The organism is Bradyrhizobium sp. 137, from assembly GCF_023074095.1.
In the GTDB taxonomy this organism is placed as follows: domain Bacteria; phylum Pseudomonadota; class Alphaproteobacteria; order Rhizobiales; family Xanthobacteraceae; genus Bradyrhizobium.
This window is the reverse complement of record NZ_JADPKU010000026.1, coordinates 111427-125355: the sequence shown is the minus strand read 5'-3', so window position 1 is coordinate 125355 and position 13929 is coordinate 111427. Positions and strand designations below refer to the sequence as shown.

11 protein-coding genes and 1 tRNA gene are annotated in these 13929 nt (G+C 64.5%); 8 read left to right on the top strand and 4 right to left on the bottom strand.

The features are described 5' to 3' along the window. Positions 1-12 precede the first annotated feature (12 nt). On the top strand, positions 13-1215 hold the full coding sequence (locus tag IVA78_RS05000; RefSeq protein WP_247280075.1) for an FAD-dependent monooxygenase: 1203 nt from the start codon (positions 13-15) through the stop codon (positions 1213-1215). Positions 1216-1240: 25 nt separating this feature from the next. Here IVA78_RS05000 and IVA78_RS04995 read toward each other — a convergent pair whose 3' ends face one another. Continuing rightward, a complete protein-coding gene (locus IVA78_RS04995) occupies positions 1241-1663 on the bottom strand; it encodes a twin-arginine translocation pathway signal (protein ID WP_247280076.1) in 423 nt (140 codons plus the stop codon). A 173-nt stretch (positions 1664-1836) separates the two neighbouring features. Here IVA78_RS04995 and IVA78_RS04990 point away from each other — a divergent pair. Further along, a tRNA-Leu gene (locus tag IVA78_RS04990) sits at positions 1837-1925 on the top strand. A gap of 114 nt (positions 1926-2039) precedes the next feature. On the opposite strand, the gene IVA78_RS04985 is transcribed toward IVA78_RS04990, so the two are convergent. Continuing rightward, on the bottom strand, positions 2040-3329 hold the full coding sequence (locus IVA78_RS04985; RefSeq protein ID WP_247280077.1) for a hypothetical protein: 1290 nt from the start codon (positions 3327-3329) through the stop codon (positions 2040-2042). Positions 3330-3697: 368 nt separating this feature from the next. On the opposite strand from IVA78_RS04985, the gene IVA78_RS04980 reads away from it, so the two are divergent. Together IVA78_RS04980 and IVA78_RS04975 are read left to right on the top strand one after the other, a co-directional pair. Then, positions 3698-4948, top strand: a complete 1251-nt coding sequence (locus IVA78_RS04980) for a multidrug effflux MFS transporter (RefSeq protein ID WP_247280078.1) — start codon at positions 3698-3700, stop codon at positions 4946-4948. Positions 4949-5002: 54 nt separating this feature from the next. Beyond that, a complete protein-coding gene (locus tag IVA78_RS04975; RefSeq protein ID WP_247280079.1) occupies positions 5003-5140 on the top strand; it encodes a hypothetical protein in 138 nt (45 codons plus the stop codon). Here the strand turns inward: IVA78_RS04975 and IVA78_RS04970 are convergent. Together IVA78_RS04970 and IVA78_RS04965 are read right to left on the bottom strand one after the other, a co-directional pair. After that, complete coding sequence (locus tag IVA78_RS04970; RefSeq protein WP_247280080.1) at positions 5131-6771, bottom strand: glycosyltransferase family 39 protein; 1641 nt, start codon at positions 6769-6771, stop codon at positions 5131-5133. The genes IVA78_RS04975 and IVA78_RS04970 overlap by 10 nt on opposite strands. A gap of 206 nt (positions 6772-6977) precedes the next feature. Further along, positions 6978-8588: an ABC transporter substrate-binding protein gene (locus IVA78_RS04965; RefSeq protein WP_247464635.1), complete on the bottom strand. Its 1611-nt coding sequence runs from the start codon at positions 8586-8588 to the stop codon at positions 6978-6980. Between the two features lie 268 nt (positions 8589-8856). Here IVA78_RS04965 and IVA78_RS04960 point away from each other — a divergent pair, with 268 nt between their 5' ends. The 4 genes from IVA78_RS04960 to IVA78_RS04945 all read left to right on the top strand — a co-directional run bounded on the left by IVA78_RS04960 (position 8857) and on the right by IVA78_RS04945 (position 13847). Beyond that, on the top strand, positions 8857-9987 hold the full coding sequence (locus tag IVA78_RS04960; RefSeq protein ID WP_247280082.1) for a M20/M25/M40 family metallo-hydrolase: 1131 nt from the start codon (positions 8857-8859) through the stop codon (positions 9985-9987). Between the two features lie 232 nt (positions 9988-10219). Next, positions 10220-11161: an ABC transporter permease gene (locus IVA78_RS04955; protein ID WP_247464632.1), complete on the top strand. Its 942-nt coding sequence runs from the start codon at positions 10220-10222 to the stop codon at positions 11159-11161. Between the two features lie 19 nt (positions 11162-11180). Continuing rightward, a complete protein-coding gene (locus IVA78_RS04950) occupies positions 11181-12068 on the top strand; it encodes an ABC transporter permease (RefSeq protein ID WP_247280084.1) in 888 nt (295 codons plus the stop codon). A 129-nt stretch (positions 12069-12197) separates the two neighbouring features. Then, the gene (locus tag IVA78_RS04945; protein ID WP_247280085.1) at positions 12198-13847 is read left to right on the top strand and encodes an ABC transporter ATP-binding protein; all 1650 of its coding nucleotides are present in this window, start codon (positions 12198-12200) and stop codon (positions 13845-13847) included. Positions 13848-13929 lie beyond the last annotated feature (82 nt).

The window sequence follows — 13929 nt, the reverse complement described above, 5'->3', positions numbered from 1 at the left end:
CATCGGTCAGGGGTGGCGCTCTCCCGAACGATTGTCATCGCCGGTGCCGGCATCGGTGGCCTGACGGCCGCGCTGACGCTCGCGGCCTGCGGCTTCCGCATCGTCGTGCTGGAAAAAGCCGAGCGCCTCGAGGAAGCCGGCGCCGGTCTGCAACTCTCCCCCAATGCCAGCCGCGTGCTGGTCGAGCTCGGCCTGACCGAACGCCTCAAGCTGGGCGCCGTGACCCCGGAGGCGGTCTCGATCATGAGCGCGCGGGCCGGCGGCGAGCTGCTGCGCATGCCGCTTGGCGAGGCAGCCTCCGCGCGCGCCGGCGCTCCCTATTGGGTGGTGCACCGCGCCGATCTGCAATCGGCGCTCGCCGGCGCGGTGTCCGACCATCCTGATATCGACCTGAAGCTGGGCGCAACCTTCGAGGACGTCGCGCCTCACACCAAGGGGCTGACGGTGGTCCATCGCAGCGGCACGATCCGCCGCAGCGATCTTGCGAGCGCATTGATCGGCGCCGACGGCATCTGGTCGACGGTCCGCCAGCATCTGTTTCCCGACGTGCAGCCGCGCTTTTCAGGCCTGATCGCCTGGCGCGGCACGCTCGATGCGACGCAACTGCCGAAGGACTACACCGCGCGCCGGGTGCAGCTCTGGATGGGCCCGAACGCCCATCTCGTGGCCTATCCGATCGCGGGCGGACGCCAGATCAACGTGGTCGCGGTGCTGCCGGGCACGTGGAACAGGCCGGGCTGGAGCACGCCCGGCGATCCTCCCGAGGTCATGGAGGCTTTCGCCGCACCGCGCTGGCCGCCACCGGCGCGGATGATGCTCGCCGCGGTCGAAGCCTGGCGAAAATGGGCGCTGTTCGGCGTGCCTGACGGCTGCCCCTGGAGCAAGGGTCCCGTCGGGCTGCTCGGCGATGCCGTGCATGCGATGCTGCCGTTCGCAGCGCAGGGCGCCGGCATGGCGATCGAGGATGCCGCCGTGCTCGCCCGGCATTTGAGCGTCGAGGCGGCCGAGAGCACCGCCGGCATCACAGCCGCGCTGACGCAATATGGCCGCGCGCGCCAAGCGCGCGTGCGGCGGGTGCAGCGGACCGCGCGACAGCAGGGCCGCATCTATCATTTCAGCGGGCCGCTCGCGATCGCGCGCGATCTTGCGATCCGCGCACTCGGACCGGACCGCATGCTGGCGCGGCAGGACTGGATCTACAACTGGCGGCCCTGAAGCGAGGCACCGCCGGCGCGGTGCCTCAGCGGATCGCTTTTCCGGATTTCGACGCCGGCTTGGCAGCGGATGACGGTGACGTGGCGGGCGGTGTCGGCTCGGGCGGTGTGTCCCGGCACCTGTTGCGGCGCCAGGCCTCGTCGGCAAGTTGGGCCTGGCCCCGCACCGCGATGTAGTCGTTGCGATAGGCAAGCTCGGACACGACCGCGCCGCCAGCGCCGGTCTCCGCCTTGTCCATCAGCCTCTGCAAATCGGCCGTGCGGTTGGCGAGCGCCTTGCGCTCGGTCTCGAGCTGCTTGCAGTCGTACAACTCGTATTTGCCGGGATCGGCGAAGGCCGGCGCGACCGTCTCGCTCATGCCGGCGCAGCCGGACAGCGCGACGCCGGCCGCAAGCGGCGCGAGGAGCGCGCCGAAGCCGCGCAGGAGACAGGAAAACGAAGCAGCCATGTCGGATAAATAGCCCCCGTGGATTGAGAATGCCTAAAGCAACAACAGATGTCCGGATTGAGGCTTTGCCTTGTGCGCCCGGCTCGCTTAAGGAAGGACCGACCATCCGGCCGGCAAGACGCCAATTCCAGACGGCCGGGAGTGGCCTTAAGTGATTGATCTCGTTGGATCAAGCGGGCATGGCGGAATTGGTAGACGCAAGGGACTTAAAATCCCTCGGCGCGCAAGCGCTGTGCCGGTTCGACCCCGGCTGCCCGCACCATCGGTGCTGATGACGCTCGCCTGCGTGCAGATCCGCAAAGCAGGCAACCGAACCGGCTGGAGCGCGGCGGCAAAGCGCCCTTGTTCTGACGCACTGCGGACGCGGCGACGTTGCTCATGGTTGCGCGCCTTCCGTCTCAAGGCGCTTCGGCTCGGCGCGAAAATCGAGCAGCAGGATCCAGAAGCATGACAGGGAAACGACGAGAAGGGCGAAAGTGCCCTCGATCATCGCTCCCAAAAGCGACATCAGCGCCGGAACGAGGAGTCCGATCGAGAGACATGCGGCAAGCGCCAGGGCCGGAAGATCGACGATGAGGATGGCAGCATAGAGCGCAAGCTCGAAGAAGGCATATTCCTTGAGACGCGGCGAGCTGAGATAGAGCGCAAACATGGCGAGCATCGTGACGCGCATGGCCGCGCGGGGATGATCCATCAACCAGCGATCCAGCCGCTTCAGAACCGATGCCCCTTCCCGCGCAGGTTGGCTTACGGCCACGCGGAAGATGGACAAAGCGAACGGCACGAGCACGAGCGCTAACGCGGCGCACGCATATGTCGCGAATATGACCGGCTTGCTTTCACCGAGGCCGGCATGATCCATGAGGTTTCGCGCTAGCAGCAGCAGCGACGGATTGATCTCGAAGAGATCGACGACGTGTTGGTCGGGGATTTCTCGGGCCATCGCAAGCCGCCAGCTTGCGAACAGATCGGGATATTCCAGCCCCGATATCAGGATCGGCAATGCGAAGCTGAATGTCGCCACCGCGATCAGCGCCAGCTTGCGGCCGCACGGCAGAGGCAGGAAGTAAAGCGCGGCCAGAACGGGAAAGAACACCAACTTGAACGACATCACGAAACCGAGCAACGCAGCGCCCGCGACGCGGAGCAAAGAGTTGCGGCCCTCCAACGCTCCGGAGGATGGCGGAGGAAGCAGGAGCCTCAGCGCGATCGCGGTCAGCAGTCCGCTCAGGATCGCGAAGTTGCCCGAGGCCTGCACCCATTCGAAACCGACGAACGCGCCGAGCGCGCACAGCACCTTGAGCGCAGCATCGCGCGCGCTCGGGCCCCTTCGGCCGAGCCTGGGTAAGAGGAGGCCGCAGAGCACGGCGAGGACGAGAAAGATTCCTCTGTAGTGATCGAGCAGAAAGCCGCCCGCGCACAGGGGGCGAAAGACGTCCAGCGTCACCGGCAGATAGGGGTAGGAGAGCTTGGTGCCCTTCAGGTTCTTGACGAAATAAGGATCGAGTCCGCCGACATACGCGTCGACCGCAGCGCAATTCACGCGAATGTCCCAACCATAGCCATATTTCAAATCGAGCCTGGCGTCGTTAGCGAGATTGCCGAGCACCAGCAGCGTCGTCAGCGCGATCAGGCCGGCAAGCCAGACGTTGCGCCTCGTGGCCATGTTGGCCGTGGGCTCCAACCATCGTGCTGCACCTGACATCTCGGACATCGGCGGATACCTTGTTTGGCTTGTTTCTCTCGGCGCCGCTGCGGCGCGTCATCATCTCAGCCGCACTCTGGGCAGGATGCGTTTCGGTTTTATTGCCAGAGGGACAGGCCACGCCGGACGCCAATCTTTAGGACGGGATGGTGAATCACTGGTTTTCCGGCCGGCGTGAGATTGCGCGATCCGCGGGATCCAGTGGCAGGGAACACTGGTCTCTCACCAATTCTTGTCCGCTCCGGCTGCGCCTGACAGCTATCCCGAAACGGGGGTTGTGCAACGCAACATCGGACTAAATAAAGCTCTCAATTTCAGAGGTGAGCTTCTTGTCCGACGTCAATGCCGATGATTGGGTGTCCTCCGGGCACCGTCCCATGGGTTTTCCCGAATTCGTCATCGTGATCGCGTCCATCATGGCGCTGAATCCGCTTGCGATGGACATGATGCTGCCGGCGCTGCCCAACATCGGCGCCGCCTTCCAGATTCCTATCGCCAACCATCTTCAACTGGTGCTGTCGACCTTCCTGGTCGGCTTCGGCGCGGGCCAGTTCGTCATGGGCCCGTTGTCGGACCGTTTCGGCCGCCGCCCCGTGCTGCTCGGCGGCATGGCGGTCTATGCGGTGGCGAGCGTGCTGGCAGTGGCAGCACCCTCGTTCGAGACGTTGCTGCTGGCGCGCGCGCTGCAAGGGCTCGGCACCTCGGCGACGCGCGTGATCGCGACCTCGATCGTGCGCGACTGCTACGTCGGCCGCCGCATGGCGAGCGTGATGTCGCTCGCGATGATGGTATTCATCGCGGTGCCCGTGGTCGCCCCCTCGTTCGGACAGGCGGTGCTGCTGGTGACGGCCTGGCGCGGCATTTTCGTCGTGCTGATGCTCTACGGCCTGCTCGCGCTCGCATGGTGCGTGCTGCGGCTGCCTGAAACCCTTCCCGAGTCCGAGCGCAGATCGCTGGCGCCCGCCGACGTGCTCTCGGCGTTCCGCCAGACCGTGACGAATCGCCAGACCATTGGCTACGCCACGGCGGCCGGCAGCGTCATCGGCGCCCTGTTTGCCTACGTCTTCTGCGCCCAACAGGTCTTCTCCGGCATCTATCACCTCGGCCATTACTTCCCGCTCGCCTTCGCGGCGATTGCGGCTGGCACCGCCATCGCCGGCTTCCTCAATGCGAGGCTGGTCGGTCGGCTCGGCATGCGCGTGATCTCGCACGGGGCACTCATGCTCTACACCGCGGTCGCGGGCGTGATGCTGCTCACCGAAAGCCTCGGCGTGCTGCCGCTATCCTTGTTCATGGCGCTCTCCGCCCTGATGATGTTCTCGTTCGGCATGATGATCGCCAACTTCACCGCGCTCGCGATGGAGCCGCAGGGCCACATCGCCGGCACCGCGTCCTCGCTCTACGGCTCGATCACGACACTGATCGGAATCGCGGTCGGCATGGCGATCGGACAGAGCTTCGACGGCACGCTGCTGCCGTTCTCGGTCGGCTTCTTCCTGTCGACCCTTGCGGCGCTTGCGATCGTGCTGGTGGTGGAGAAGGGGCGGCTGTTCAAGCCGCATCATCGCCCTGCCATCTGAGGAACTTCCCGCTCCCCTCGATGTTGTACCGCAGCAATTCGAGAGGATGACGAGATGGGACTGAAACACCGCGAAGACCGCGAGCCGGAACAGCAGGAGCAGGAGCGTTCAGAGCCGGCCGCTGAGCGGACCACGTCCACGACGCCTTTGGCGAGCGAAGGGCTCGAACAGTTGCGCGACAGTCACTGCTGATCACGAAGTCTGGTCGGTCGCCGCCTGCTGGCGCTGAAATCATCCGCAGCGGCCTCGTGCGCCGGCCCGCTTCCCCGCGGGGGCACCATCAGCACGACCACGTGCCACGCCAGACCGCGCCGGCCCCACAAATTGGCCTGTACCGTGAACTCGCGTCGGACGACGTGTTCGGCTTTCGAGGACGCCCATTCCATCCAGCGGCCGCAATAGTCCTGGCCGCGGAAACACGCCGCGGCCCAGCCTCGGTCGGGCGTCGTCTTGCGCTGCAAGCCCGAACCGTATTCAGACTCGAACGGTCGTGCATAATACGGATGATCGGGGCTGTAGAACGCCGTCGCAAAGGCCAGCGAATCATCACCACTCACGGCGCTGAGCGGCGTACCGGTCAGCTCGCGCCACTCGCGCGTCAATTCGCTAGCCAGCTGCGCGTAGAAATTCCTGCCTTCTTCGTAGCCGTGATCGTTACGATAGACGGCATGGATCGGCGCGGCGACCAGGACGGCGGCGAGCGCGACGCCAGCCACGATCACGGTGAGATTGACGGTGTAGAAGCGCTCGATCGGATAGCGCGCGCCGCAGACCACGAGAACGGCGAACAGGAACAGCCCCTGCAAGGCCCACAGCGAGGGCAGATCGGTGCCCATCATGAGGGATGTCATTATCGGCAGCGCGATCGTGCCTATGGCAACGTGGAACAGAAGTCGCAGTCCCGGACCCATTGCGGCGAAGTCGGCCGGAAACTGCTTCAATCGCGTGCCGGCGATGAATACCCACGTCACAGCCGACACGATCATCGCCGCCGCCAGCCCGAGCAGGAAGTTCCTGGCTTCGCCGAGCGAGCTTAGGACATTGCCGTTAGCGTGCGCCAACGCATAGCTGAAAGTCGGCGCCCCCGTCGTCGCCAGCCAATAAACGTGTGGTGATAGCGCCGCCAGGCCGACGACCACCGATATCCAGGGCGAAGCGGAGGTAAAATAGGCGCGCCGCGCCGGGTGCGCCAGCGCGGCAAACGCGAAGCTCGCGACGAGAAAGATCGAATAATACTTGCCGACCATTGCCAGCGCTGTCGTGCATCCTAGCGCGACCGCCCACGATACTGCGCGCGTCTCGAACGCACGCAGGAAGCACCAGGTCGCCAGCGGCCAGACCGCGAGCAGCACGGCATTGGCATTGAAGCGCTGAGCATGGAACTGATAGGCCGGCGTCAGCATCAGGAGCAGCAGCACCAGGACGCGCTTGTGTCCGGTCACGAATTGCCGTGCGATCCGGTCGACGAAGTACAGTGCAAGCCCGGCATTGGCCATTGCCATCAATTGCAGCGACCAGTCGCTGAGCGGGAACACGGAAGTCCAGCCAGCGGCAATCCAGCCCATCAAGGGCGGATGCTTGTGATAGCCCCAGGCGAAATGCCGCCCCAGCGTGCAGGCCTCGAGCGTATCAGGGTGCAGACCGCCTCCGGCATAGGCGATCGCCAGATAGAGCGTCCAGATCGCAACGAAGCAGGCGATGAGAAGCGGCACGGCCCAACCCGCCTCGACGCCATCCAGCCAACGCAGGAACGGTCGCCGCCAACGCGCCGGCGCGCGATCGGACCGTTCGGCCCTCGCCTGGAATGCAAAATCGATCGGCACAGGAACTAAATTCGAGAGGAAAAGTGATGCGTGAGGACAAGGACATCTATTTCAGGATTGAAACAAATAGCAATGATTGGAAGTCAGAAGGGTTAAGAGCTCCACCGGTTTCAAACTGACGCGAGGCTGACAAACGACAACGGCGCCGCTCATGACAGCGGCGCCGCAGGATCATCGAGCCAATGGCGCGAGGATACGTCTTCCGCTCACTCCGACTTGTCGACGTTCCAGAACAGCGGCGTCGCCGGGCCGTCGAGCACGCCGGTCAGCGATTTGCGCCAGCCGCTCGGCAGGAGATACTGCCCCAGCGGGATGTAGATCACCTGTTCATAGGCTTCCTTCTGGATGTCCGCGGCGATCTTCTTCTGCTCGTCGATCGAGGACGCGCGGACGAAGGCATCCTTGAGCTGCTCGATCTTGGCGTCTTCCGCCCAGCCGAACCAGCCGCCCTTCTTGCCCTGGCCGCCGATCGAGAGATTGGCAATCGGGTTGGAGACGTCGGCCGCGACCCAGTTGGTGAAGAACATGTTCCAGCCACCCTCCTTCGGGGGCTTCTGGCTGGCGCGGCGGCTTACCACCGTCTGCCAATCGGTCGCTTGCAGATCGACCTTGAAGCCGGCCTCGCGCAGTAGCTGGGCCGCAACGATAGGCTGCGCCTTGAGCGTCGTGACATCGCCTGGGGCCATGATCACGACCGGGGTGCCGTCATAGCCGGACTCGGCGAGCGCCTTCTTGGCCTCCGCCATGCCGTTGCCCTTCACCAGGGTCTTGGCGCCCACCTCGGTTGCGAGCGGCGTATCGCACACGAAGAAGGCACCACAGATCTTCTGATATTTCGGGTTTCCGACCAGCGCGTCGAGCACGTCCTTCTGGTTTATCGCCAGGAAGGCTGCGCGGCGTATTTTGACGTTGTCGAACGGCGGATGCAGGAAGTTCATGCGGCCGAGCGTCTGAAAACCGAACTTGTTCGAGACCTCGATCGTGAGCTCCTTGTTCGCCTCCAGTATCGGCAGCATGTCGTAGGGCAGATTCTCCATGAAATCGATGTCGCCCGATTGCAGCGCGTTCACCGCAGTCTGCGAGTCCGGCATGGTGATCCATTCGACGCGGTCGACCTTCACCACCTTGCCGCCCGAGGTCCAACTCGCCGGCTCCTTGCGCGGCACGTAATCGGTGTTCTTGACGTAGACCGCCTTCACGCCCGGCTGGAATTCCGACTGCACGAACTTGAAGGGACCCGAGCCGATCTGCTCCGGGATCTGCTTGTCCGGCGGTGTCTCGGCGAGGCGCTTCGGCATCATGAAGGCGACGCGCGAAGAGGGTTTTCCGATGGAGTCCAGCACGAGGCCGTACGGCTCCTTCAGCTTCAACGTGATGGTCTTGGCGTCGGTCGCCTCGATGCTCGCGGTGAAATCCATGAGCTTCTGGCCCATGCCGTCGACCGCGGCCCAACGCTTCAGCGAGGCGACGCAGTCTTCCGCCGTCACAGGCGCGCCGTCATGCCACTTCAGGCCGTCGCGCAGCGTAAAGGTGTAAGTGAGCTTGTCATCGGAAATCTTCCAATCCGCCATCTGCGGCTGGATCTTGAAGTTTGAATCGGTGGCGACCAGCGTGTCGTAGACCATGTAGCCATGGTCCCGCGTGATGTACGCGGTGGTGAAGATCGGATCGATGATGCGCAGATCCGAATGCATCACCGCCGTAAGAGTCTTGCCGGCGGCAAGCACGGGCGAGGCCAAGCCGACCGAAAGCGCGACCACCGACAGCGCAAGTTTGGAGGCGAACGCGCGAGGCCCCCGGCGCATGAAGTTGAACATGGAAAGTTTCTCCTGACGTGAAACTGTTCAAAGGCAGATTATTGATTGAGCATCCGGTTCGTTCTTTGGGCGAACTAACCTCATGCAATGCCTTTATCTTTCGAGACTTGCAGACAGTGCCGAGCGCGTCAATCCGGTTTCGGTGCAAGCCGTCGCGGCGTGTGCAAGGGCTCCAAAAAGATCGGTTTGGCTTTACAACGCTCTCGGCCCGTCCTCCCCTGCGCCAATGCAATGCGCGTTCCAGCTTTGAAGCTTGAGAGACATTGAGATGAACCCAGCCAATCTTCCCTTCGATTCCGAGGCGATGCTCCAGGGCCTGCGCGGCTGGGTGGAATGCGAGAGTCCGACCTGGGACGCAGGCGCCGTGAACCGCATGCTCGATATCGCAGCGCGGGATATGGCGATCATGGGTGCGACGATCGAGCGCATCGCCGGCCGCCAGGGTTTTGGCGGCGTGATCCGCGCGCGCTTCCCCCATCCAAAGCAGGGCGGGCCGGGCATCCTGATCGCCGGGCACATGGATACCGTGCACCCGGTCGGCACCATCGAGAAGCTGAAATGGCGGCGCGAGGGCAACAAGTGCTACGGCCCCGGCATCTACGACATGAAGGGCGGCAATTATCTCTCGCTGGAGGCGATCCGGCAGCTGGCGCGCGCCGCCTTCACTACGCCGCTGCCGATCACCGTGCTGTTCACGCCGGATGAGGAAGTCGGCACGCCCGCCACCCGCGACATCATCGAGGCGGAGGCCGCGCGCAACAAATACGTGCTGGTGCCCGAGCCTGGCCGCGCCGACAATGGCGTCACCACCGGACGATACGCCATCGCGCGTTTCAATCTCGAGGCGACGGGCCGCCCGAGCCACGCCGGCGCGACGCTGTCGGCGGGACGCTCGGCGATCCGTGAGATGGCCCGGCAGATCCTCGCGATCGACGCGATGACCACGGACGACTGCACCTTCTCGGTCGGCGTCGTGCATGGCGGCCAATGGGTCAATTGCGTTGCCACGACGGCCACAGGCGAAGCGCTCTCGATGGCCAAGCGCCAGGCCGATCTCGACCGCGGCGTCGAGAGGATGCTGGCGCTGTCGGGCACAACCAATGATGTCACCTTCAAGGTCACCCGTGGCGTAACGCGGCCGGTGTGGGAACCGGACGCCGGCACCATGGCGCTGTATGAAAAAGCCCGCGGCATCGCCAAGTCGCTCGGCGCCGAGCTGCCGCATGCGAGTGCCGGCGGCGGCTCCGACGGCAATTTCACCGGCGCAATGGGAATCCCGACGCTCGACGGCCTGGGCGTGCGCGGCGGTAACGGCCACACGCTCGAAGAGTATATCGAGGTCGAAAGCCTGGTCGAACGCGGCCGGCTGATGGCGGGGCTGCTGGCAACGCTGGAGTGACTGTCTGAGTCCGTCATTCCGGGGCGGTCCGAAGGACCGAGCCCGGAATCTCGAGATTCCGGGTTCGCGTCTTCGACGCGCCCCGGAATGACGACGGGCAAAGAGAGCACGCCACGACAGGCCGCCCTGTAAAAGCTGTGGCCCGGATGGCACGGGAATTGCTGAAATGTTAGGCTAATGGCAGGCTTGCCGAAGGCCCTGCCCGATTTGACTCTAATCTGACGGATCCAACTTGCTCGGATATCTCGTTCGCCGAATCTTCGCCGCCGTGCCCGTAATGGGCCTCGTCGCGCTGTTCGTCTTCCTGCTGCTCCGCCTCACCCCCGGCGATCCCGCCGCGATTCTTGCCGGCGACAACGCGACGCCGGAACGGCTGGAGCGCATCCGCGCCTCGCTCGGCCTCAACGAGCCCCTGATCGTGCAGTTCGTCACCTGGGTGAACAAGCTGCTGCACGGCGATCTCGGGACGTCGCTGATTTCCAACCTGCCGGTGATGAAGATGATCGGCCAGCGTGTCGAGCCGTCGATCTCGATCGCGCTGTCGACCATCATCCTCGCCGTCGTCGTCGCCGTGCCCCTGGGCGTAATCGCGGCGTGGAAGCATGGCACCTGGATCGACCGTTTCGTGATGGGCCTGTCCGTGCTGGGCTTCTCCGTCCCGGTGTTCGTCGTCGGCTATGTCCTGATCGAAATCTTCGCGATCAATCTGCGCTGGGTCCCGGTGCAGGGCTTCAAGAGCATCTCGAGTGGTTTTGGGCCCTTCTTCGAACGCATCATCTTGCCGACCTGCGCGCTCTCCTTCATCTACATCGCGCTGATCGCGCGCATGACGCGTGCGGCGATGCTCGACGTGCTCGGCGAAGATTATGTCCGCACGGCGCGCGCCAAGGGCATCAACGAGGTCGCGGTGATGATGCGGCATGCGCTGCGCAACGCGGCCGTGCCCGTGATCACCGTGATCGGCACCGGCTTTGCGCTGCTGATCTCCGGCGTCGTCGTCACCGAGAGCGTGTTCAACATTCCCGGCATCGGCCGCCTCACCGTGGATGCGGTGCTGGCGCGCGACTATCCGGTGATCCAGGCGATGATCCTGCTGACGTCGCTGATCTATGTCGTCGTCAATCTCCTGATCGACGTCGCCTATACGCTGCTCGATCCCCGGATTCGGTACTGAGGCAAGGGTAACAACAATAATGTCGGTCGATAGCCTTCCCCAGTCATCCATTCCGATCACGTCGCCGCTGCGGCCGCGCTTCGGATTTCTCACCTCGACGCCAATCATCGCGACGGCCACGGTCTTGCTCGGGCTGGTCGTGGTGATCTCGATTCTCGCGCCGCTGATCGCGCCGCATGATCCGATCCAGCTTGCGCCGTCGCAGCGGCTGAAGCCGTCGTCGGCGCAGTTCCTGCTCGGCACCGACGCCTACGGCCGCGACCTGCTGTCGCGTGTCATCTATGGCGGCCGCATCTCACTCCTGATCGGCATCGGTTCGGCGATTCTCTCGGTCGCCATTGGGCTTGCAATCGGTCTCGTGTCCGGCTTCTTCAAGCTGGTCGATGCCGTGATGATGCGGATCATGGACGGCCTGATGGCGATGCCGAGCATCCTGCTCGCGATCGCCGTGGTGTCACTCTCTGGCGCCAGCCTCTGGACCGTGCTGATCGCGATCACTATTCCGGAAATCCCGCGCGTGGCGCGCCTGGTGCGCTCGGTGGTGCTGTCGGCGCGCGAGGAGCCCTACGTCGAGGCAGCGATTTCGGTCGGCTCCAGCCTGCCGAAGATCATGTGGCGGCATCTGATGCCGAACACGATTGCACCGCTGATCGTCCAGGGCACCTATGTTTGCGCCTCCGCGATCCTGACCGAGGCCATCCTCTCCTTCCTGGGCGCCGGCATTTCGCCGGAGACGCCGACCTGGGGCAACATCATGGCCGAGGGCCGCCAGTACTTCCAGCTCAAGCCGTCGCTGATCTTCTGGCCGGGCCTGCTGCTCTCGATCGCCATTCTCAGCATCAATTTGATCGGCGATGCCGCCCGCGACGCCCTCGATCCGCGCATGAAGCAGCGGGAGGGGAAGTGAAACAGGTAATAGTGTCATTCCGGGGCGCGCCTCTTGGCGCGAACCCGGAATCCATTTCACCGCTTGGACTGACGCCCGGTGGATTCCGGGTTCGCGCTGCGCGCGCCCCGGAATGACGAAAGACCCTGCATGACCAGCACCATCCTCGACATCAACAACCTCGTCGTCTCCATCGGCAAGAAGCCGGGTGGGCCGAAGATCATCGACGGCATCTCGATCCAGGTACGCGAGCGCGAGACGCTGTGCCTCGTCGGCGAAAGCGGCTCGGGCAAGTCGGTGACCTCCCTCACCACGATGGGCCTGTTGCCGAAGGGCACGCTGGTGCCGACCGGCGGCAGCATCAAGCTGGTCGGCGAGGAGCTGCTGACCGCGACCGACCGCCGCCTGCGCCAGCTCCGCGCGACGCAGATGGCGATGATCTTCCAGGAGCCGATGACCGCGCTCAATCCGGTGGTGCCGGTCGGCCGCCAGATCGACGAGGTGCTGCGCGCCCATACCGATCTTGACGCCAAAGCGCGCAAGAAGCGCATCCTCGACATGATGGAGCAGGTCCGCCTGCCCCAGGTCGAGCGCATCTTCGCCTCTTACCCGCACCGCCTCTCCGGCGGCCAGCGCCAGCGCATCATGATCGCAATGGCGCTCGTGCTCGAGCCGAAGCTGCTGATCGCGGACGAGCCCACCACCGCGCTCGACGTCACCACGCAGAAGCAGATTTTGACCCTGATCCGCGACCTCCAGCGCGATCACGGCACCGCCGTGCTGTTCATCACTCACGATATGGGCGTGGTGGCCGAGATCGCCGACCGGGTCGCGGTGATGCGGCAGGGCCGCCTCGTCGAGACCGGCGCGCTCGATACCGTGCTGCGCAATCCCACCATGGAATACACCCGCAATTTGCTCGCCGCAGTGCCGAGCTTGGTGCCGCGCGCGGCGCGGGACGAGACCAAGGAGCCGGTGGTGCTGGAAGCCAACGAGCTCAGCAAGGTCTATAAGGAGCGCGCCTTCTTCGGCAAAGGCCGTGAGGTCGTCGCCGCCGACAAGGTGACGCTGACACTGCGCAAGGGCCGTACGCTCGGCATCGTCGGTGAGAGCGGTTCCGGCAAGTCGACGGTCGCGCGCTGCATCGTCCGCTTGATCGATCCGACCTCCGGCGGCGTGCGCCTCGCCGGCCGCGAGATTGCCGATATCTCGCGCCGCCTGCTCCAGCCGCACCGGCAAAAGATTCAGATCGTGTTCCAGGATCCCTATCGCTCGCTCAATCCGCGCGTCACCGTCGGCGAGAGCATCGCCGAAGGCCCGATCAACTACGGCGTCTCGCACACCGAGGCGATGAAGCGGGCGCGCGATCTGCTCGAGTTGGTCGGCCTGCCGGTCGATGCGGTGTCGCGCTATCCGCACCAGTTCTCCGGCGGCCAGCGCCAGCGCATCGCCATTGCCCGGGCGCTCGCGCTCGATCCCGATGTGCTGGTCGCGGACGAAGCGGTCTCCGCGCTCGACGTCTCCGTGCAGGCGCAAGTGCTGGAGCTGCTCGACGAGATCCAGAAGCGGCTCGGCATCGCGATCCTGTTCATCACCCATGATTTGCGCGTCGCCGCGCAAATCTGCGACGAGGTCGTGGTGATGCAGCACGGCCGCGTCGTCGAACAGGGCCCCGCCGCCGAAGTGCTGACGCATCCGAAGGAGGCCTACACCAAGGCACTGCTGGATGCGGCTCCGGGGCGAGGCTGGGACTTTGCGAACTTCCGGCCGGTGTCGGAGGGCGTGGCGGCGAGCGCCTGACGTCGTTCTGGCGAAAGCCAGAACCCATTACGGGAGACGTTTGGCGAGGCTCATCACTCGGGACTACAGCGCACACGACAGA